General features: G+C 67.1%; 19 protein-coding genes. 11 read left to right on the top strand and 8 right to left on the bottom strand.

The annotated features are described in order from the left end of the window. Positions 1-30 precede the first annotated feature (30 nt). Positions 31-525 carry a winged helix-turn-helix transcriptional regulator gene (locus tag ACKI1H_RS22450; RefSeq protein ID WP_045214378.1) on the bottom strand — a complete coding sequence of 165 codons (495 nt, stop codon included), beginning with the start codon at positions 523-525 and terminating at the stop codon, positions 31-33. A gap of 107 nt (positions 526-632) precedes the next feature. Between ACKI1H_RS22450 and fabF the strand changes: the two genes are divergently transcribed. Further along, positions 633-1,907: a beta-ketoacyl-ACP synthase II gene (gene fabF / locus ACKI1H_RS22445; RefSeq protein WP_440466379.1), complete on the top strand. Its 1,275-nt coding sequence runs from the start codon at positions 633-635 to the stop codon at positions 1,905-1,907. Between the two features lie 100 nt (positions 1,908-2,007). Here the strand turns inward: fabF and ACKI1H_RS22440 are convergent, their stop codons facing one another. Continuing rightward, positions 2,008-2,895: a LysR family transcriptional regulator gene (locus ACKI1H_RS22440; RefSeq protein WP_440466378.1), complete on the bottom strand. Its 888-nt coding sequence runs from the start codon at positions 2,893-2,895 to the stop codon at positions 2,008-2,010. Between the two features lie 141 nt (positions 2,896-3,036). On the opposite strand from ACKI1H_RS22440, the gene ACKI1H_RS22435 reads away from it, so the two are divergent. From ACKI1H_RS22435 to ACKI1H_RS22400, 8 genes are all read left to right on the top strand, one after another. Further along, the gene (locus ACKI1H_RS22435) at positions 3,037-4,584 is read left to right on the top strand and encodes an MFS transporter (protein WP_440466377.1); all 1,548 of its coding nucleotides are present in this window, start codon (positions 3,037-3,039) and stop codon (positions 4,582-4,584) included. Positions 4,585-4,752: 168 nt separating this feature from the next. After that, positions 4,753-5,610, top strand: coding sequence for a MurR/RpiR family transcriptional regulator (locus tag ACKI1H_RS22430; protein WP_138521037.1), 858 nt, complete (start codon positions 4,753-4,755; stop codon positions 5,608-5,610). A 2-nt stretch (positions 5,611-5,612) separates the two neighbouring features. Further along, entirely contained in the window at positions 5,613-6,254 is a 642-nt protein-coding gene (locus ACKI1H_RS22425; protein ID WP_440466376.1) for an isochorismatase family cysteine hydrolase, read from the top strand. A gap of 15 nt (positions 6,255-6,269) precedes the next feature. Beyond that, positions 6,270-7,610, top strand: a complete 1,341-nt coding sequence (locus ACKI1H_RS22420) for a glutamine synthetase family protein (protein WP_440466375.1) — start codon at positions 6,270-6,272, stop codon at positions 7,608-7,610. Next, positions 7,594-8,337: an N-formylglutamate amidohydrolase gene (locus ACKI1H_RS22415; RefSeq protein ID WP_440466374.1), complete on the top strand. Its 744-nt coding sequence runs from the start codon at positions 7,594-7,596 to the stop codon at positions 8,335-8,337. Before ACKI1H_RS22420 ends, ACKI1H_RS22415 begins: the two co-directional genes overlap by 17 nt. A 113-nt stretch (positions 8,338-8,450) precedes the next feature. Further along, entirely contained in the window at positions 8,451-9,794 is a 1,344-nt protein-coding gene (locus ACKI1H_RS22410; protein ID WP_440466373.1) for an APC family permease, read from the top strand. Between the two features lie 156 nt (positions 9,795-9,950). After that, positions 9,951-10,439 (top strand): Lrp/AsnC family transcriptional regulator, encoded by a 489-nt coding sequence (locus tag ACKI1H_RS22405; protein ID WP_440466372.1) that lies wholly within the window; start codon positions 9,951-9,953, stop codon positions 10,437-10,439. A gap of 309 nt (positions 10,440-10,748) precedes the next feature. Next, positions 10,749-11,810 (top strand): ornithine cyclodeaminase, encoded by a 1,062-nt coding sequence (locus ACKI1H_RS22400; protein WP_440466371.1) that lies wholly within the window; start codon positions 10,749-10,751, stop codon positions 11,808-11,810. 3 nt (positions 11,811-11,813) lie between these two features. Here ACKI1H_RS22400 and ACKI1H_RS22395 read toward each other — a convergent pair whose 3' ends face one another. Beyond that, a complete protein-coding gene (locus tag ACKI1H_RS22395) occupies positions 11,814-12,752 on the bottom strand; it encodes a LysR substrate-binding domain-containing protein (protein WP_440466370.1) in 939 nt (312 codons plus the stop codon). 130 nt (positions 12,753-12,882) lie between these two features. On the opposite strand from ACKI1H_RS22395, the gene ACKI1H_RS22390 reads away from it, so the two are divergent. After that, the gene (locus ACKI1H_RS22390) at positions 12,883-14,466 is read left to right on the top strand and encodes an amidohydrolase (RefSeq protein ID WP_440466369.1); all 1,584 of its coding nucleotides are present in this window, start codon (positions 12,883-12,885) and stop codon (positions 14,464-14,466) included. Between the two features lie 158 nt (positions 14,467-14,624). Here ACKI1H_RS22390 and ACKI1H_RS22385 read toward each other — a convergent pair whose 3' ends face one another. The 5 genes from ACKI1H_RS22385 to ACKI1H_RS22365 all read right to left on the bottom strand — a co-directional run bounded on the left by ACKI1H_RS22385 (position 14,625) and on the right by ACKI1H_RS22365 (position 19,691). After that, positions 14,625-14,840 carry a hypothetical protein gene (locus ACKI1H_RS22385; protein ID WP_440466368.1) on the bottom strand — a complete coding sequence of 72 codons (216 nt, stop codon included), beginning with the start codon at positions 14,838-14,840 and terminating at the stop codon, positions 14,625-14,627. A 15-nt stretch (positions 14,841-14,855) separates the two neighbouring features. Continuing rightward, positions 14,856-16,892, bottom strand: coding sequence for a pyridoxamine 5'-phosphate oxidase family protein (locus ACKI1H_RS22380; protein WP_440466367.1), 2,037 nt, complete (start codon positions 16,890-16,892; stop codon positions 14,856-14,858). Positions 16,893-16,946: 54 nt separating this feature from the next. Then, the gene (locus ACKI1H_RS22375) at positions 16,947-17,561 is read right to left on the bottom strand and encodes a glutathione S-transferase family protein (protein ID WP_138521026.1); all 615 of its coding nucleotides are present in this window, start codon (positions 17,559-17,561) and stop codon (positions 16,947-16,949) included. 319 nt (positions 17,562-17,880) lie between these two features. Then, the gene (locus tag ACKI1H_RS22370) at positions 17,881-18,783 is read right to left on the bottom strand and encodes a LysR family transcriptional regulator (RefSeq protein ID WP_177421676.1); all 903 of its coding nucleotides are present in this window, start codon (positions 18,781-18,783) and stop codon (positions 17,881-17,883) included. Continuing rightward, positions 18,780-19,691 carry a LysR family transcriptional regulator gene (locus tag ACKI1H_RS22365; RefSeq protein WP_440466366.1) on the bottom strand — a complete coding sequence of 304 codons (912 nt, stop codon included), beginning with the start codon at positions 19,689-19,691 and terminating at the stop codon, positions 18,780-18,782. Before ACKI1H_RS22365 ends, ACKI1H_RS22370 begins: the two co-directional genes overlap by 4 nt. 191 nt (positions 19,692-19,882) lie before the next feature. Here ACKI1H_RS22365 and ACKI1H_RS22360 point away from each other — a divergent pair, with 191 nt between their 5' ends. Further along, complete coding sequence (locus ACKI1H_RS22360) at positions 19,883-20,770, top strand: DMT family transporter (RefSeq protein ID WP_440466365.1); 888 nt, start codon at positions 19,883-19,885, stop codon at positions 20,768-20,770. Positions 20,771-20,973 lie beyond the last annotated feature (203 nt).

The raw sequence follows: 20,973 nt of genomic DNA, 5'->3' as shown, positions 1-20,973 counted from the left end.
ACACCTGCCCGGGCTGCGTCGGAGCCTGGCTCATGTCCAGTCGTTCCTGATGCTCCCGAGTCGCTCCCGCATTCCTTGGCTGGCGCCTGAGCCATGGCTGAGCGCGCAGTCTTCCCACGGGACGATCCGGCCTGATTCGGGATTGACCATCATGGGCTGCAGCACCTCGCCGGTTGCCCGCTCCACCACCTGGACGCTCGGCGCATCCCCGGCGAAGTGCTTGTTACCCCAGGCGATGAGCGCGAAGAGAACGGCTTTCAGGTCACGCCCGCGCTCGGTCGGGATGTACTCGTAGCGCAGAGGCTTTGCGTTGTAGGCGCGCTTCTCCAGCAGCCCTGCCTCCACCAGCGCATTGAGCCGGCGGGTGAGCATGTTCGGTGCGATCTCCAGGCTTCTGGAGAACTCATCGAAGCGTGTCAGGCCGTGCAGGGCATCGCGCATGATCAGCAGGCTCCACCATTCGCCTACGTGTTCGAGACTCAGCGCCACGGGGCACTCCGCATCTTTCATTGTCTTGCGTTGCATAGCGATTCTTCGCGCTCGTGGTCGGGGTTGTCGTATTGAATGTTACTTTCATTATGATAGTAACGTCATCAGTACAACAGAGTAGCAGCCGCGAAGGAGTGGCCTCGATGAGCAAACGTATCGTTGTGACAGGAATGGGCGCCGTTACACCGCTGGGTTGTGGCGTGGAGCGGGTATGGGAGCGCCTCCTGGCGGGCAAGTCGGGCATTCGCCCGCTCCCGGAGTCGTTGATCGGTGACCTTTCGGTGCGAATCGGCGGGCAGGTGCCGGCTCTTGAGGAGGATTCGGAAGGCGGGTTCGACCCCGACCGGGTGCTGTCCCCCAAGGATCAACGGAAAGTGGATCGCTTCATCCTCTTTGCGCTGGCGGCAGCGGAGGAGGCGCTGGCGCAAGCGGGTTGGAAGCCCGCCACAGCACAGGATCAGGAGCGCACCGCAACCATCATTGCCTCGGGCATTGGCGGCTTCCCGGCGATCGCCGAGGCGGTGCGGACGACGGACCGCAAGGGGCCGCGTCGCCTGTCGCCTTTTACCATTCCCTCGTTCCTGTGCAATCTGGCAGCCGGCCAGGTTTCCATTCGCCATGGTTTGAAGGGACCGTTGGGAGCGCCGGTCACTGCCTGCGCGGCAGGCGTACAAGCCATCGGCGATGCGGCCCGCATGATCCTGGCCGGTGAGGTGGATGTGGCGCTGTGTGGCGGCGCGGAGGCTGCCATCCATCGCGTCAGCCTGGCTGGCTTTGCGGCCGCACGGACCTTGGCCAGCGAATTCAATGGAAGTCCGGAGACGGCCTCGCGACCCTTCGACGAGGCGCGCGACGGCTTCGTGATGAGTGAAGGAGCTGGCCTGCTGGTCATCGAAGAGCTTGAGCATGCCTTGGCGCGGGGAGCAGAACCCTTGGCCGAGCTAGTGGGTTATGGCACGAGTGCCGACGCCTACCACATCACCTCCGGCCCCGAGGACGGCGATGGGGCTCAGCGGGCAATGAGAAAAGCCTTGCAACAGGCCGGCGTAGCACCAGGCCAGATCGGCCACCTGAATGCCCATGCAACCTCGACCCCGGTTGGGGACAAGGCCGAGCTGGCGGCTATCAAGGCGGTGTTCGAGGGGGCTGCATCGCCGATCATCAGCGCCACCAAGTCTTCCACAGGGCATTTGCTGGGAGCGGCCGGTGGGATCGAGGCGATCTTCACCGTGCTGGCGCTACGGGACCAATTGGCCCCGGCGACGCTCAACCTGCATAACCCCGATCCATTGGCCGCAGGGCTTTGCCTGGCAACCACCAGCCCACAAGCGCTGCATACCGACTACGCACTCTCCAATGGCTTTGGATTTGGCGGCGTCAATGCCAGTGTGCTGTTCCGACGCTGGTCGAACGAGTGATTCCTGGGCGGCCGAACAGCAAGCAGATCACTGCTGTTGGCCGCCTTATCCTCGAGTTCCTCGGCTGACGGCGCATCTACTTCATCAATCCGGACGGCTACTAGCTGGCGGTGTGGTCGGCGGACTGAGCCTTGATCTGTTCGATGTAGCGCCGCACCACCGGGGATTTCTCGAAGCGCCGATGCAGCAGCGACAGCCAGGAGCGCGGCGTGCAGTCGGCGAGCGGAAGGTAGTTCACCTGCGGCAGCTGTACCCGGCGCACCACTGACTCCGGGACGATGGCGACGCCGCGTCCCAGCGAGACCAGTGCGATCACCGCCACCAGGCTGCCTGGCTGCTGGCCCAGGCGTGGGGAAAAGCCGCCGACGCTGGCAACTTCCAGGGTGCCGGAGATCTGCTCCGGAAGGATGAAGGTTTCCCCGCTCAGCCTGGCGGCGCGAATCTCCGGCAGCTCGTTGAGGCGCGAGGCGGCGGGCAGGGCGAGGACAAAGCCTTCTTCCTGCAGCGCGATGGCTTCCAGCTCCTCCGGCAGGCTCATGGGCGAGCGGACATAGGCGAGGTCTAGCGCGCCGTCGCGCACCTGCGCCGGCAGTTGCGCCATGGGCGCTTCGCTGATGTCGAGGTCTACGGCTGGCAGGGCGCGGGTGAACTGCTCGACATGTTGCTGCAGCACGCCGGAATAGGCCGCCGAGGCTACGTAGCCCAGGCGCAGATGTCCGGTTTCACCCCGCCCGGCGCGTTGTGCGCCCAGTTGCGCGGCGTCGAACTGACGGACCGCGAGTTCGGCTTCCGTCAGCAAGGCCTCACCGGCGGCGGTCAGGCGCACCTCGCGCTGGCTGCGCTGGAACAGCAGCACGCCCAGTTGCTTTTCCATGTCCTGGATCTGCCGGCTCAGGGTCGGCGGGGCGATGCCCAGTTGCTCGGCTGCGCGAGTGAAGTGACCGTGGCGGGCGACGCTGAGGAAGTAGCGGAAATGACGGATTTCCATGTTCGTTAGTCGCAGGCTAATGACGAAGGCCGCCGTGGCTAACAAGCCCGGCGCACGTGGGCGTTACCGTGGAGGCAACACTACAAGGCTGGCGCGGCGAGGGCAAAACCCGGCGCGTCGGCCCGCGCTGGAAGCCTTGCCATGTCCGACCCCGCCGTTTGTGCACGACCCGCCGCCCGCTTCACCCTGCTGACCGCCTCGGCGGTTTGCGCGCTGATCATCCTCGACACCAACATCGTCGCCGTTTCGCTGCCGGGCATCGCTCGCGACCTGTCCGGTTCCTTCGCCGATATCGAGTGGGTGGTCAGCGCCTACCTGCTGGCCTTCGCCGCCTGCCTGCTGCCCGCCGGAAGCCTGGCCGACCGTTTCGGTCGGCGGCGCATGCTGCTCCTCGGGCTGGTGCTGTTCGGCGTGGCCTCGTTGGCCTGCGGCGCGGCGCCGAGCCTGCTGTTCCTTGATATCGCCCGTGCCGCCAAGGGCGTCGGCGCTGCGCTGTTGCTGACTTCTGCGCTTGCCGCCATCGGCCATCGCTTCCATGAGCCTGATGAGCGTCTGCGCGCCTGGGCATTCTGGGGCGCGTGCATGGGCGCCACCATCACCTTCGCGCCGCTGCTGGGCGGGGTGATTTCGGCCACCCTGGGTTGGCGCTGGATCTTCTACCTCAACCTGCCGCTGGTGGTGCTGCTGGGGGCGATGGCGATGCACAGCATCGAGGAGTCCCGCGACAGTGCTGCGGCACGACTCGATCCGCTGGGCAGCCTGACGTTTGCTGGCGGCCTTGGCTACCTGATCTGGGCGCTGATCGACGGCAACCGCGTTGGCTGGGACAGCCCGCCGACCCTCGCGCGGCTGCTGGTCAGCGCTGGCCTGCTGGGCTTGTTCGTGCTGGTGGAGCGCAGCCAGGCGCGGCCGATGATCGACCTGCGGCTGATGCGCAGTGGCCGTTTCATCGGCGCCTTGCTCGGCATGTTCGCCTACGCCGCCTGTGCCCAGGTGATGATGACCCTGCTGCCGCTGTACCTGCAGAACGGTCTGCAGCTGTCGGCGGTGGCGGCGGGCGCGGGGATGCTGCCGTTTGCCCTGGCGATGTTGCTGGCGCCACGGGTGGGTATGCGCCTGAGTGAGCGCTTCGGTCCGGCGCAGATTTTCGCCTTCGGTCTGGTGCTGGTTGGTGTGGGCAACCTGCTTTGCGCGCTGGCGACCGGGCAGGGCGGTTACCCGGCCTTTGCCTTAGCCAGCCTGGTGCTGGGCGCCGGCGCCGGGCTGCTCAACGGCGACACGCAGAAGAACATCATGGCCTGCGTGCCCCGCGAACGCACCGGCATGGCCTCGGGGCTGAGCACCACCACGCGCTTTGCCGCCATCGTGCTGGCCATCGGCATTCTCGGCGGCGTGCTGGCTGCGCGCAGCGCCCGATTGCTGCGTGATGCGCTGGCAGAGCTTGCTCCTGCGCAACTGGACAAGGCCGCCGAGATGGCGACCCGGGCGGCGGCGGGTGATTTCACGGCGGCGCTGTCGCTGGTCGATCCGAGCGTGCGCGATGTGCTGGCTCCCGCGGTACGACAGGCCTTCATCGGTGGTTTCGAAGGGGTGTTGCTGGTGGCGGGCATCGCGGCCCTGGTGTTCGCCGTGTTGGTGGGCACCCTGCTCGGCAGGCCGATGCCGGTGCATGAGCCGCTGCCGGCGTGAGACGGCCAAGCTCCCGGCGGAGGTGGCCTGCCTGAAACTGGGGCGCGGGCTTCTGCGCCGGCAGGTGGGAAGAGTGCGTGAGTGATCTGTAGTGAATGCTACAAAAAATACGTATTGAAGTTTTCTGAAGCACATTATACAAATGGCGCCATAACAAGAGGCGCCCCCATGCTCACACTCAAAGATCGCCTGAATACCCCGGAAGTCGAACTCACCAAGGCCGAGCGCAAGGTCCTGCGCGCCTTGCTCGACGACTACCCGCGCGCCGGCCTCGGGCCGATGTCGCGCCTCGCGCGCCAGGCCGGGGTCAGCGATCCCAGCATCCTGCGCCTGGTCAAGAAGCTCGGTTTCAGCGGCTACAGCGACTTCCAGAACGCGCTGATGGCCGAAGTGGACGACCGTCTGCGCTCGCCGCGCACCCTGCTTGCCGGGCGCCGCGAAGGCATGAGCCGCGACGACGTCTGGTCCAACTATCTGAGCGACGCCAGCGAAGGTATCCAGCGCACCCTGGCGCTGACCCAGGCCGATGACGTGCGTCTGCTCGGCGACTGGCTGCTCGACCCCAAGCTGCGCGTGCTCTGCCACGGCGGCCGCTTCAGCCGCTTCCTCGCCGGTTACCTGGTGGCGCACCTGCGCATGCTGCGCGGCGGTTGCCTGCTGCTGGACGACGGCGCCGCGCTGCCCGACCAACTGGGCGACATCGATCGTCAGACGTTGGTGGTGGTGTTCGACTACCGCCGCTACCAGGCCCAGGCGCTGGGCGTGACCCGCGCAGCCAAGGCTCGTGGCGCCCGCGTGGTGCTGTTCACCGACATCTATGACTCGCCGCTGCGCGAGTTCGCCGACCTGATCATCAGCGCCCCGGTGGAGTCCCCATCGCCCTTCGACACCCTGGTGCCGACCATGGCCCAGGTCGAAGCGCTGATCGCCAGTCTGGTAGCGCGCATGGACGGCCAGCTCGACGAACGCCTGGAAGGCATCGACCACCTGAGAGCTGCCTTCGGCAGCCACATCCTCGAGGAATGACCGTGTTCAGCTTGCCCCACTCATCGCCCCGCGACCTTCCGTTCACCCCCGGCGAGACCGCCATCCTGTTCGTCGACATGCAGAACGCCTGGGTCATTCCCGGCCGCGATGCTCATGTCGATCCGACGACGCACCGCTACTTCTACGACCGCGTCGAGGCGAGCGTGATACCCAACCAGCAGCGCCTGTTGGCGGCCATGCGCGAGGTAGGCGGGGAGGTGCTGCACACCATCATCGAGAGCCTCACCGCCGATGGCCGCGACCGCTCGATGGACCACAAGTTCTCCGACATGCACCTGCCCAAGGGCAGCCTGGACGCGCAGGTGATCGACGCCCTGGCGCCGCGAGAAAACGAGATCGTATTGCCGAAGACGTCCTCGGGCGTCTTCAACTCCACCGCCATCGACTACGTGCTGCGCAACCTCAACACCCGCCACCTGATCATCTGCGGCGTGGTCACCGACCAGTGCGTGGACATGGCCGTGCGCGACGCCGCTGACCGCGGCTATCTCGTCACCCTGGTGGAAGACGCCTGCGCCACCCACACCGCCGAGCGCCACCAGGCCTGCCTGGAAGCGATCAAGGGCTACTGCTGGATCGCCGACACCGACACGGTGCTGGCCCGCATCGCCGCGCTGGCCTGAGGCCGGGAGAACGCCATGAGTCAGAACAATAACAATCCTGCTCCGATGCGCCTGACCAGCTTCGTCACCACCGACCTCTGCGGCATCACCCGCGGCCGTTCGCTTCCCGAATCGGATGTCGCCGAACAATTGGCCACCGGCTGCGGCTGGGTGCCCGCCAACAGCGCGCTGACGCCGCAGGACATCATTGCCGACGACAACCCCTGGGGCAGCCATGGCGATCTGCGCCTGCTGCCCGACCCGAGCAGCCGGGTGCGTCTTGAAAACGGCCCGGACTCCCAGGCCGCGCCGCTGGATTACCTGCACGGCGACCTGGTGACGACCACTGGCGCGCCCTGGCCGGTGTGCCCGCGCACGCTGCTGCGCGAAGAGATCGCCCGCTACCGCGAACTGAACCTGCAGGTCACCGCCGCCTTCGAACACGAATTCAACCTGCTCGGCCTGCCGGACGAGCACGCCGCCGCCTTCTCCCTGCAGGCCCAGCGGCAGACCGGCAACTTCGGTGGCTGGCTGATGAACGCGCTGGAGCAGATCGGCGCCGAGCCGGAAATGTTCCTGCCCGAGTACGGTCGCAACCAGTACGAAGTCACCTGCCGGCCGACCCAGGGCGTCGCCGCTGCCGACCGCGCGGTGAACGTTCGCGAAGTCACCCGTGAGATCGCCCGCCAGTTCGGCTGGCGCAGCAGCTTTACGCCGCTGCTGGCGCCCGGTGCCGTGACCAACGGCGTGCACCTGCACCTGAGCCTGCAACGCCTGGATGGCACCCCGGTGTTCTACGACGAGGCCGCGCCGAGCAACCTGTCGAAGCTCGCCGAGCACTGGGCTGCTGGCGTGCTGCGCCACCTGCCGGCGCTGTGTGCGCTCACCGCGCCGACGGCGGTTTCCTACCTGCGGCTGAAGCCGCACCACTGGAGCGCCGCCTATGCCTGCCTGGGCCTGCGCAACCGCGAAGCAGCGCTGCGCATCTGCCCGGTGGTGGAGATCGGCGGCAAGCCCAAGGCACGCCAGTTCAACCTGGAGTTCCGCCCGATGGACGCCACCGCCAGCCCGCACCTGGCCATGGCCGCCGTGCTGGTCGCCGGGCGCCTGGGCATGCAGCAGGAACTGCCGCTGTCGGCGGTCACCGATGTCGATCCGCACAGCCTCAGCGATGCGCAGCGCGCCGAGCTGGGAATCCAGTCTCTGCCCGGTTCGCTGGAAGAGGCCCAGCGCCTGCTGCTCGCCGATAGCGAACTGTGCGCCCAGCTGCCGCCGGCCCTGCTGCAGACCTATGTCTCCATGAAGCGCCAGGAGCAGGCCCTGACCCGTGAACTCAGCGAAGAACAACTCTGTGAATCCTATGCAAAGTTCTACTGAATCCGGCCTCTACCGGCGCCCGCCGTACGAGATCGTCAACCCCCAGGGCAGGAGCCCGGTGCTGCTGGTCTGCGAGCACGCCAGCCGCTACATCCCCGAGGAGCTGGCGCAGCTGGGCCTGGACGACGCGGCGGCCGCCGAGCACATCGCCTGGGACATCGGCGCGCTGGACCTGGCCCGCGAGTTGTCGGCGCGCCTGGATGCCACGTTGCTGGTAGCCAACTACTCGCGCCTGCTGATCGACCTCAATCGCCCGCTGACCGCTCCCGATGCGATTCCCGAGCACAGCGAGATCTACCCGATCCCCGGCAATCGCAATCTGGGCGCGACTGACCGGCAGGAGAGGGTGGCTTGCCTGTTCGAGCCCTTCCACCGACAACTGGCCGCGCTGCTCGACGAGCGTCTGGGCGTCGGTCGGCCAACCCGGCTGGTCGGCGTGCACAGCTTCACCCCGAGCTATCGCGGCGAAGCTCGCCCCTGGGTCGCCGGGGTGCTCTACGCCAAGGCCGAAGCCTATGCCGAGCGCATGGTGGCGGGGTTGCGCGAGAGCGGGGAGGAGATCGGCGCCAACCAACCCTATGTGATCGACCCGCTGGATGACATGACTGTCCCGGTGCATGGCGACGAGCGCGGCGTGGATGCCGTGCTGATCGAAATCCGCAATGACGGACTGCGGACCCCGCAAGGGGTGGAAGCCTGGGCGACACGCCTGGCTCCCTGGCTCTGAGGACCCCAACCCGGCTGGCCCCGTTCGACTGGCCGGGCAGGTTCTGAAAACAACAACAATTCAGCGCATGAGCGCCGAACCCTAAAAGCTGCCGTTCCCAGAGGAAGTGCCCCGTGGCTATCGAACAGTTCGGATACAAGCAACAACTCCGCCGCAGCCTGACGCTCGGCGACCTGGTGATCTACGGGATGATCTTCATGATCCCGATCGCCCCCTTCGGCGTGTACGGCTGGGTCCACGCCGACGCCCACGGCATGGTGCCGATGGCCTACCTGGTGGGCATGGTGGCGATGCTCTTCACCGCGCTGAGCTATGGCGCGATGTCCCGTGCCTTTCCCATCGCAGGCTCGGTGTACTCCTACGCCCAGCGCGGTATCCACCCCAACGTCGGCTTCATCGCCGGCTGGGTCCTGCTGCTGGACTACCTGCTGATCCCGCCGCTGCTCTACGTGTTCAGTGCGCTGGCGCTGAACCACCTGTTCCCGGCCATCCCCAAGCTTGCGTTCATGCTGATCTTCCTGGTGTCCGCCACGCTCATCAACCTGCGCGGCATCACCCTGGCGGCGCGCTTCAACCTGCTGTTCCTGATCGCCGAACTGGTGGTGCTGGCGATCTTCCTGGCGGTGGGCTACCACGCGCTGGAAGGCGGGCTAGGTAATGGCCGCCTGACCCTGGAACCGCTGCTGCAGCCGGAGCATTTCAACCTCGGCCTGGTGATGAAGGCGGTGTCCATCGCGGTGCTGTCGTTCCTCGGTTTCGATGCGATCTCCACCCTCGCCGAAGAGGTCAAGGGCGACCCGGCCAAGCAGATCGGCCGCGCCTCGCTGATTGCGCTGTTCGTCATGGGCGGCATCTTCATCGTGCAGACCTGGCTGGCCACCGACCTGGCCGCCGGCATGACCTTCAAGTCGGCGGACACTGCCTTCTACGAGATCGCCGAAGCCGCCGGCGGCAGCTGGCTCTCCACGCTGACGGCGGTGGCCACCGCGCTGGCCTGGGGCGTGACCGTGTCGATCACCTCGCAAGCCGCCGTTTCGCGCCTGCTGTACTCCATGGCCCGCGACGGCAAGCTGCCGCGCGTGCTGGCCAAGGTGCACCCGAAATACCAGACCCCGCACATCAGCCTGTACCTGGTAGGGGTGCTGTCGCTGGGCATCGGTATCTACTTCCTCGACTCGCCCGACGTGCTCACCTCGCTGGTCAACTTCGGCGCGTTGACCGGTTTCTGCCTGCTGCATCTCGCGGTGATCAACCACTACTTCATCCGCCAGAAGACCGGCCAGATTTTCCGCCATCTGCTGTTCCCGCTCATCGGCCTGCTGATCATCGCCTACGTGCTGATCAGCATGAGCCGTGAGGCACAGGAACTGGGCGCGGGCTGGATCGCCGTCGGCCTGGTTTACCTGGCGGTGCTGAGCCGCCGTGGCAAGGGCAGCGAACTGGCCAGGGAAATCTGAGTGGGTGCGCCGTGCTGTCGCAGACGACACGGCGCGCTTTGACAGACGGCGGGACGTGCCCCATAAAGATCCGGGTCGGTGCGAGGCAGTCCCTCCACCGGCCCTTTTCGCCGGAGCAGGGAAGCCGGCAGGACTCACGAACCATCGCGAAGCATCATGAGCAGGAAAGATCAGGACAGCGCCACGCCCTTCACCCTGGACCGCATCGACGAGGAGATCATCCGTATCCTCCGTCACCAGGGCCGCATCACCTACGGCAAGCTGTCCGCCCTGGTCCATCTCACCCCGCGCCCCTGCCAGGAGCGCGTCCGCAAGCTGGAGCGGCACGGCATCATCCGTGGCTACGGCGCCGTCATCGACGAGCAGAAGATTTCCGCCGGGCTCTCGCTGCTGGTGCTGGTCGCGCTGTCCAACCAGAGTGGTCGCAGCGCGCAGAAGGCCTTCGAGGCCCGCGTCATCGCCTGTCCGGAAGTGCTGCACTGCCAGTTGATCAGCGGGACCTTCGACTACAGCGTGCGCATGCGTTGCCGGGACATGGAACACTACCGCACGCTGACCGAAACCTGGCTGAACGACGAGAGCCTGCACATCGACAAGCTGGTCGCCCACCCCGAGCTGACGACCATCAAGGAGTCGGCCAGCTAGCGTTGCCGCTTCGCTGTTTTCCTTCCTTTTCCGCCCCCGCCGCAGGCCCGCAGACGGCCGCTCCGTGCACAGCCGAATCGGCTGTCAGGGCTCCCCAATACAGCCGTATCGGCCGGCACAGGCCCGCATAACAGCCGGGTTTTCTCCGGGGGCGGTGGGAAAATCGTAGCGCCCCTCTCCCGAAGTGCAGACCTGATCCAGGGCCTCTGCGACGTTGTTGTGCCCGCTGTTCGAGGCATGCTGGAGCGGGGCAGTGCCGTTCGAAAACACCGACAGAAAAGTCCAATCACAACAATCGGAGGTCCCACCATGACCCGCTTCGTCGACGTCCCCACGATGTCCCAACTGGTCCAGCAGATCGGTGTCGCCCGCTTCATCGGCGAACTCGCCGACACCATCGCCGAGGACTTCGTGCGCTGGGAGTCCTTCGACAAATCCGCCCGCGTCGCCAACCACTCCGATATCGGCGTCATCGAGCTGATGCCGGTGTCCGACACCGCCCGCTATGCCTTCAAGTACGTCAACGGCCACCCGCAGAACACCCAGCGCGGGCTGTTCACCGTCATGGCCTTCGGCGTGCTGGCCGATGTCGAGACGGGCTACCCGGTGCTGTTGTCCGAGCTGACCGTGGCGACCGCGCTGCGCACCTGTGCCACTTCGCTGATGGCCGCCCGCGCACTCGCCCGCCCGAACTCGCGACGCATGGCGCTGATCGGCAACGGCGCGCAGAGCGAGTTCCAGGCCCTGGCGTTCCATCACCACCTGGGAATCGAGGAAATTGCCGTCTACGACATCGACCCGCAGGCCACTGACAAGCTGATCCGCAACCTCTCGGACTTCCCCAGCCTGAAGATCATTCGCGCCGGTTCCACGGCAGAGGCAGTGCGCGGTGCCGACATCGTCACCACGGTGACGGCGGACAAAGCCTACGCGACCATCCTCACCCCGGAGATGATCGAACCGGGCATGCACATCAACGGCGTGGGCGGTGACTGCCCGGGCAAGACCGAGCTGCACGCCGACGTGCTGCGCGGCGGCAAGGTGTTCGTCGAGTACGAGCCGCAATCGCGCGTCGAGGGCGAAATCCAGCAGATGCCGGCGGACTTCCCGGTGACCGACCTGTGGCGCGTGCTGGCCGGCCAGGTCGCCGGGCGCGACAGCGCCGAGCAGGTGACCATCTTCGACTCGGTCGGCTTCGCCCTCGAGGACTACTCCGCGCTGCGCTACGTGAACCAGCAGGCCAGCCGCCTGGAGCTCGGCGAGCGCATCGACCTGGTGCCCTGGAGCGAAGACGAGGATAACGATCCCAAGGACCTGTTCCGCTATACCCGCTCCGGCAAGGCACGCAAAGGGCTGCGGCGCATCGCCTGACGCTCAGCGCGCCTCGTCGGGGATCGCCAGCGGCGGCCGGCTGAGGTCGCTGGCGCTCTGCGTGGTGGCGGCGACGCGGGCCTTGAGCCATTGGCTGAAGGCCTTCACCACCGCGCGTTCGGCCTTCACCGGGTCGGTCACCAGGAAGTAGCCACGGCTGGACTGGATGGTGATGTCGAACGGGCGCACCAGCAGGCCACGGGCGAGAGCGTCGCCGCTGAGCAGGTTGTCGCCGATGGCCACGCCCTGGGCGGCGATGCAGGCGGCGATGGTGCAGGGCGCGTCGGCGAACAGCACGCCGGAGCGGTGATCGATGGCGCTGGCGCCCACCGCGCCGAGCCACAGGCGCCAGTCGGCGAAATCGTTCATGTGCAGCAGCGTGTAGTGGGCCAGGTCTGCCGGTTGCTGCAGGCCACCGCGCGAGTGGATCAGGCGCGGGCTGCAGACCGGGAAGAAGTGCAGCGCCACCAGTTGCTCCACCGTCTGGTTCGGCCAGTCGCCGCTGCCGTAGGCGATGAACAGGTCGGCGTCACTGGCGCTGGTGTCCTGCGGGACACGCGGCGTCACCACGTGCAACTGCACCTGCGGGTACTGCGCGAGGAAGTCGCCCAGGTGCTGGCACAGCCAGTAGGTGGCGAAGCCGGGGTTGCAGCTCACGCACAGCGGCCCGCTGACCTGCTGTTCGTCGAAGCTGCTGCCGGCCAGTTGCACCTCCGCGAGGATGCGCCGCACGTCGCGGGCATACCTTTCCCCTCGATAGGTCAGGCGAATGCCGCGCCCGGTGCGCTCGGTCAGGGCAAAGCCCAGGCGCTCCTCCAGCGTGGCGATACGGTGGCTGACCGCGCTGCGGGTGAGGTTCAGCTCCTGCGCGGCGGCGGACACGCTGCCCAGCCGGGCCACGGCATCCAGTGCCCGCAGGGCGGTCATCGACGGAAAATGCATGGGGCGATCATCGCTCGATTGGTGAAACTATCCAGACATGGTGTGGCGAAATACTGCGCTTGTTGCAAATTCCGCTTCACCAATACTAGGCCACACGACAACAACAACAGGCAACGATGAGGAAGCCGTCATGTCGAAATTCAAGGCCTACGTCCAGCAGTGGATCGACGAGCACCGCCAGCAATTGTCCGACTGGCACCAGGTGATCTGGCATTTCGCCGAGCCGGCATTCCGCGAGTACAAGTCCTGCGCCTGGTACGTGGAGTTGCTGCGCCGCGAAGGCTTCACGGTGGAAGAGGGCAGTGGCGGCATGCCCACCGCCTTCGTCGCCACCTTCAGCAACGGCGACGGGCCGATCCTGGCCACCTACGCCGAATACGACGCGGTGCCCGGCAACTGCCAGGCGGCGGCGACCCGTCCGATGCCGCGCGAGGGCCTGTCGAAGTACGCGCCGGGCCACACCGACCCGCATTCGGCGCTGGGCATCAGCGCCCTGGGCGGCGTGCTGGCGGCCAAGGCGGCGATGCTGGAGTTCGGCATTGCGGGGACGATCAGGTTCTTCGGCGAGCCGGCGGAAAAGCTGCGCGCCTCCAAGCCCGTGCACGCCGCCAAGGGCTACTACGACGACCTTGACGCCGCCGTGAGCTTCCACCCCACCTACATGCTGCCGCTGAACAACACCACCACCTGGGACACCCACTGCGGCATCGCCTACTCGTACATCTACAGCTTCACCTGCGAAGACCCGCAGAACTGGATCGCCGCCGACCGCTACAGCCCGATCCCGCAGAACCACCTGGCCGCTCGTGCTCCTGGCGCGAACGATGCGCTGGTGCACTTCTACACGCTGAACGAGAGCCTGCGCCGCTCGACCCTGCCGTTCACCGGGCTGTGGAGCTTCAACGAGGCCATCCTCACCGCCGGGCAGGCCACCGCCGACAACCTGCCGCCGCACCTCTCGCAGATCCAGTACCTGCTGCGCTGCGACTCCCTCGAACAGGCCGAGACCATCTCCACGGTGATGGACAACAACGCGGCCGCCGCGGCCATGGCCACTGGCTGCCAGTGGAAGAAGACCTGGGTCTGCAAGTCCCGTGGCGGGCTGGCCAACCACGCGCTGGCCCAGGCCTGCTACGACAACCTCGCCGCCATCGGCGCGCCGAGCTGGGGCGAGCAGGCCATCGCCGTGGCGCGGGAAATCCAGGCGAATCTCGGCCTCGACCCCATGGACGAACCCTTCCTGCCGGCCACCGAGGCGCTCATGGAACCCCGGGAATGCGAGCGTCAACTGCGCCTGCAGATGCCGGCCTGGCAGAAGTACCTGACCTCCGACGACTACCCCGAGTACACCTGGCACTGCCCGACCGTGCGCCTCTACGTGGCCCGGCCGATGCTCAGCGCGCCGGCCGGCTTCACCTACCCGGACTGGGTGTCCAACGCCCTGGGCGGCATCCGCGAGACCATCGACCCGATGATCGACGTGGCGTCGAAGACCATCGGCAGCACGCTGATCGAGTTGTTCACCGATGCCGACCTGCTGGCCGAGGCGACCCGCGAGTTCAACGAGCGTACCGGCGGCGGCATAGGTGGTGAGCAGTGGCAGGCACCGCTGCTGCCGAAGGACTTCAAGGTGCCGCACCGCTTCCGCTGGCCGGAGTACATCCGTACGGTGCGCGGCGAGGAATGGTGGATTCCGGCACGGGACGACGAGTGATCAAGGCTCTTTCGCGCGCGTGACGGCGTCGGTGGGAATTGTGAACGTAGGATGGGTGGAGCGCAGCGATACCCATCGATCATGGCCTGCGAAACAGCATGGGTATCGCAGGCTCCACCCATCCTACGGTCGTGCTCCCTCGTGCCTTGCCGTGGCGCCTACAAGCCGCGCTTGAGCCAGCGCACCAGCGCCGTGCCGATTTCCACGGTACGCGAGCGCGACGGGCAGCCCGGTGTCGACAGCAGTTGCGGCAGCAGGAAGCCCACTTCCGCCTCGTTCGGCCCGCAGAAAACCGTCGCGGTCGATTCGACGAACTCCTCATCCCAGCGCGAGAAGCGTTGGTTTCTGCTTTCGAAGGATTGCAGTGCGTTCATGATCGGTTCGCCTCCCTAGAGGTCCAGCACCAGCGGTTGCACGCCGCCATCGTCCTGCGCCGGGATGGCGCAGCAGATCAGTGCGCTGCCGGCTTCGGGCATTTCCGCCGGCGGGTTGGGGTAGTGCACCTGGCCGCTGACGATCTTCGTCCGGCAGGTGCCGCAGGAACCGCCCCGGCAGCTGAAGTCGGGCGTCAGCCCGCGGGCTTCGGCCAGTTCCAGCAGCGTGCCACTGTCGGGTTTCCAGCGCGCCTCCTTGGCGGAGCCGGCGAAGTACACCGGCACCGGCTCGGTGGCGGCGGGCGGCTGCACCAGCACCGGCGTCTGACCGTCGCCCCGGCGCTTGAGCGTCGACGGACCGAAGGTTTCGGCGTGGATGCGCGTATCGGCAATGTTCAGGTCACGCAGGCCGTCATAGATCGCCTGGGTAAATTCGCCGGGACCGCACAGGTAGAAGTCGTAATCATCGAACGGCAGCCGAGCCTTGATCGCTTCGATGTCCAGGCGCCCGACCAGCTCGAAGTCCCGACCCGGATTGGCCCCCGCCTCGGGGCGACTGAGCGCGCGATGGACCTGCAGTTGCGGTGCACGCTGGCGCAGCTCGGCGATCTCGCGCTGGAACGGCAACTGGCCCAGCGTCCGCGCGGACTGGAACAGGTGAACGCGCCGCGCAGGGCCCGCCACCAGTTCGCGCAGCATCGACAGCAGCGGGGTGATGCCCACGCCCGCGCCGATCAACACCACTGGGCGCGCGCTGTCGCTTTTCAGGGTGAAGCTGCCCATGGGCGCGCGGACCTGCAGGTGATCGCCGGCACCCATCTGTTCATGCAGATGCCGGGATGCCGGGCCCTGCGCCTTCACACTGATGCGCAGTTCGCCGTCCGACGGCGCGCTGGAAAGGCTGTAGGTGCGGATCAGCGTCTGTTCGCCGACCGCCAGGCGCACGGGCAGGTGTTGCCCCGGCGCAAAGTTCACGGCGACGCCGGCCGGCGCTTGCAGGTAGAACGAGCGGATGTCCTCGCTTTCCGGTTCCACGCGCAGTATCTGCCAGTCCTGCCACTGTTGGCGCTGCTCGCGTTCCCGCAGCCTGGCGTCGGCCTCGGCCCAGGTGCCGGTCATCAGGCTGGTGGGCGAGTATTCGCGGAAGCTCCAGCGCAGCGCCAGGGCGCCACGGCGTAGAACAACGTGTTGCACATCCAGTGTCCAAAGCCGCTCGGCGCCTTCGAAGGCGGTCAGCAGCGGGCTGTCGAAGAGGATCTCGGTGCGGCCGTGAACCTGCAGCACATCGCCGCTGGCGAAGTCGACGAAGAGCAGCCCGGCCTGCGGGTTGGCCTGCAGGTTGCCCAGGGTGTTGAAGTGCAGGTTGCCCGCGTAGTCGGGGATGGTCAGGCGGTTGCCTTCGACCCGCACGAAGCCAGGGCGGCCGCCACGGTGGGAGACATCTACCGAGCGATCACCGTCTTCATGCTGCACGTAACTGGCGACGAAGAAGGTGTCGGCGTTGCGGATGATGGCGGCCAGCTCGTCGTTCAGCGCGCTGAAGTCCTCACGGGGGGCGCGCTGGCTGTAGCGCTGTTCGTCGCGGCTCCAATCGCGTTTCTGGATGTACTGCGGGCAGTTGCCGAAGGAGTGCTCGACGGCCACCGTCAGCAGGCCGCCGTCGACCTCGCTGAGGACGCCATTCATGCGGTTGCGCCGGCGGGTGTGCAGTTCGATGCCCAGCAGGCCGATCGCGTGGCCGGCTTGAAGTCCGCTGGCGGCGGGGTCCTGTCTGTCCGGTACGCTGTCGAGGAGCAGGCTTTTCGGGTCGGGCGAGGTGACGAAGCCTTCTGCGCCTTCGAGCAGGGTCGCCCAGGGCCGGCCCTGGTCATCCACGGCACCGGCGATGATGAAGGGCAACTGGTGGTAGAACTCGCGGTGCTGGTCGGGCATGTGGTCGCGGATGACTCGCTGGCCATGGACTTCCATGCGCTCGGCGACGCCGACACGTTCCTGGATTGCCTTCTCGCCGGCGTGCCAGGGGGAGGTACGGTGTTTGGGCAACTGGAACATGACAACCACCTCGCAGAAGGTGCCGCCGGGTCAGCCCCGGCGGCGAGGGTTGCATCAGGCTTGCAGGCCGATGGCGGTGCGCTGCATCGGCACGAAGTGCGGCAGGGCCTCCACGCGGGCCAGCCAGGCGCGCAGGTTGGGGTAGTCCTGCAGGGAGACGTTGCCCTCCGGTGCATGGGAAATGTAGGCGTAGTTGGACACGTCGGCGATGGTCGCTTCGGTGCCGGCCAGGAAGGGCGTCCGGGCCAGCTCGCCTTCCATCACCTGGAACAGGGCATGGGCGCGGGTGGCGACTTCCTCGGCGTTGAACCTGGCGCCGAACACCGTGATCAATCGTGCGGCGGCAGGACCGAAGGCGACTTGCCCGGCGGCCACCGACAGCCAGCGCTGCACACGGGCGGCGCCCAGCGGGTCTTCCGGCAGCCAGCGACCGTTGCCGTACTTTTTCGCCAGGTAGACCAGGATGGCGTTGGAGTCGGCGACGATGACGCCTTCGTCATCGATCACCGGCACCTGGCCGAAGGGATTCAGGGCGAGGAAGTCCGGGTGCTTGTGCGCGCCCTTGGCGAGGTCCACCGAGATCAGCTCGGTGGGCAGTTGCAGCAGCGAGAGCATCAGCTCGATGCGGTGGGCGTGTCCGGACAGCGGGTGGCGGTAGAGCTTGATCATGGCGGTGACTCCGTTGGCTTGAGTGGGGTAGGCAGCGCGAGTCGGGCCGTGGCGGGTTGCTCGAGCTGATGGGTGAATGCTGCGCTCGATGCGTGTTGCGCAGAATCGCCAGGGTGGGCAATCCAGCGTTTCAGAATGCGGAAGAATGGGGCGCAGGGCTGCCAGCGGGTGCAGCGGTGACTCCGGGCCCGCAGCGGCGCTGTTCGCGAGCAAGCTCGCTCCTACAAGGACGCACCGGAGTTGACCTGTAGGAGCGAGCTTGCTCGCGAACCGCCCAGAGCGCAGAAAAGGGAGAGGGCGCTGTTGGGCGCCGCGTGCTTCAGCCGCGCAACGCCGGATGCGCCCGCAGACGCGGCACCACGAAATCGAGGAAGGTGCGCACGCGCGCCGCCGCACGGCGGCCTTCGCGGTAGATCAGCTGCACCGGCAGGCCGGGCGCGGCATAGTCCTGCAACACGACCTGCAGCTGCCCGCTGCTCAACTCGGCATAGGCCTCGTGACTCAGGCAGCGGGTCAGCCCGAGTCCGAGGCTGGCGGCGTGGATCGCCGCGCGGGCGGTGCTGCACGCCAGACGCGGCGCCAGGCGCACCGAGCGCGGCGCGCCCTGGTGGCGGAAGCGCCATTCGCTGATCGCACCCTGGCTGCCGGAAACGATGATGCGGTGCGCCTTTAGGTCTTCCGGCGCCTGCGGCACGCCATGGCGCGCAAGATAGTCAGGCGATGCGCAGATGACCGGCCGCACCGTACCCACTGGCAGGGCGAAGCCGGAAGAGTCGGGCAGGGCACCTATCACCAGGGCCACGTCGATGCCGTCTTCCAGCAGACGTGGCAGGTCCTCCCGGTGCCGGCTGAGCAGACGCATGTCGGGAAAGGCGGTCAGGTAATCCAGGGCGATGGGCGCGAAGATGCGGTCGGACATCAGCAACGGTAGCGTCAGCTCCAGCTGCCCGGCCGGGTGCGCCTGCAAGCCGCCCAGCGAACCTTCGGCCTCGTCGATACCCTGGAGAATCTGCCGGCAGCTGGCGGCGAAGGCTTCGCCGCTGGTGCTCAATTCGACTCCGCGCGGGCTGCGCAGCAGCAGCTCACAGTGCAGGCGCGACTCCAGCGCAGCCACCAGGCGCATCACCGTCGCGGTGGACAGCTCCAGCCGTCGAGCGCCTGCGGCGAGGCTGCCGGAGCGCGCCACGGCGTCGAACGCCTGCATTTCCCGGTAGCGGCTCACGGCTGCAAGGCTTGCAGAGCCGGGTCGGCGCGCAGGCGTTCCGCGCAGTGCGAGACGAAGCTGCGCACCTTCGCCGGCAGCCGTGCGCCATCCTGGTAAAGCAGGTGGATCGGCAGTGGCTCCGTGGCGAACTCGTCAAGGACGATTTCCAGCTCGCCACGCGCCACGGCTTCGGCCGCCTGGTACGACAGCACGCGGGTGTAGCCCCCGCCCAGCCGCGCGGCGTGTATCGCTGCATTGTTCGAGCTGACCACGAAGCGTGACGGTGGGCGCAAGGTCAGCGGCCCATCGGGGGTGACGAACCGCCAGTCGGTGAGCAGCACGCTGGTAGCAGCCATTACCACCGGCGCGTCGAGCAGGTCGTTGGGGTGCTTCGGTCGGCCATGGCGATCGAGGAAGGCCGGGGCGGCGCAGACCACCGGGCGGATTTCGCCGACCTCCACCGCCGTCAGGCTGCCCTCGGGCAACTGACCGATGCGCACGGCGACGTCGATCCCCTCATCGAGCATGTTCACCACGCGGTCCACCAGCAGCGCGTTGACCGTCACCTCGGCGTGGGTGTCCAGGTAGCTGGTGATCAGCGGGATCAGGTACAGCTCGCCAAACAGCACCGGGGCGGTCACCGTCAGGTTGCCGCGCGGCCGCAGGGCACTGCCTGAGGCCAGCTCCTCGGCATCTTCCAGCTCCTGGAGGATACGCCGACAATCTTCGACGTAGCGCTGGCCGGCTTCGGTCAGGCGCACGCTGCGGGTGCTGCGCGCCAGCAGCAGGGTGCCCAGACGTTGTTCCAGGGCGGCGATGGCGCGGGTCACGCTGGGTGGCGACAGGCCCAGCCGCCTGGCGCCAGCGGCAAAGCTGCCGGCTTCGGCCACGGCCAGCAGCACTGTCATTTCCTGAAACCTGTCCATGGATCACCGTTGTCGCCTGGAGCGGATCGCCAGACTGTAGAGGGAAGCGGCGCAGGATTGAAGTGTCGGCGGCTTGCGGGCGACATCGGCGTGCTTGCCAGCGCCGCATGGCTTGACCGCGCCCCGGCCACTCCGGCACAAGCGCTGCAGGCGCCCGCAGCGAGGCCGCCACCGCCCGCGAGCATTTCTCCATGACCAGCAAGACCACGGCCACCGCGTTGGCCGCTGCCAACAACCCGCGCCTGGGCATCGCCCTGTGCCTGCTGTCGATGCTCATCTTTGCCTGCCAGGACGGCATCACCAAGGTGCTGGTCCGCCACCTGCCGGTGGCCGAACTGGTGATGATGCGCTACTGGGTGTTCGTCCTGTTCGCGCTCGTAGTCTGTCGCTCCCAGGGCGGCGTGCGCGCGGCCAGTCGCAGCGCCAGCCCCTGGCGGCAGGTGGTCCGCTCGTTGCTGGGTGTGGGCGAGATCGCCGTCTTCGGCCTGGCCCTGCGTTACCTCGGGCTGGCCGAGACCCACGCGCTCTATGCGGTCTTTCCGCTGATGACGCTCGGCCTGGCGCGGGTGTTCCTCGGCGAGCGCATGGTCGGCCGGCAATGGCTGGCGGCGGCGGTGGGCTTCGGCGGCACGCTGCTGATCCTGCGTCCCGGCATGGGCGTGTTCGAACCTGCGGCGCTGATCCCGCTGGCGGCGGCACTGACCTTCGCCTTCTTCAACATTCTCTCGCGGCGCATCAGCCAGACCGACTCCTTCGCCACCACCACGCTCTACATGGCGCTGGTCGGCGCTGTGGCGGCCACCTCCGCGGGGCTCCCTGCCTGGGTCACTCCGACGCCCCATGAGGCGGTGCTGATGTCGATCGTCGCGGTCTCCGGGGTGATCGCCCAGCTGCTGCTGATCCAGGCGTTGAAGTACGCCCAGGCCTCGACGCTGCAGCCATTCAACTACTCGCTGCTGGCCTTTGCCACGCTGATCGGCCTTATCGTCTTCGGCGAGACGCCGACCGTCTGGACCCTCACCGGTGCGTTGTTGATCCTGCTGGCGGGGCTGTATTCGATCAGGCCGAAGGCTCTGTAGGAGCAACTGACTTCTTCAGGTCAGTCCGTGCCTGCGTTATCCCCTCTCCCTAACCCTCTCCCTGAAGGGAGAGGGGACTGGTGCGGAGCAGGAGAAAACCACAGCGTCAGCCGGTACGGACAGCTCCCTCGCCCTTCAGGGAGAGGGCTGGGGAGAGGGCTGGGGAGAGGGCTGGGGAGAGGGTAAGCCTCGTGGATGATTCA

The organism is Pseudomonas sp. YH-1 (genome assembly GCF_051990045.1).
Classification (GTDB): Bacteria; Pseudomonadota; Gammaproteobacteria; order Pseudomonadales; family Pseudomonadaceae; genus Pseudomonas; species Pseudomonas nicosulfuronedens.
Note: the sequence above shows the minus strand (reverse complement) of the source record. Positions and strands in the feature narration are given on the sequence as shown.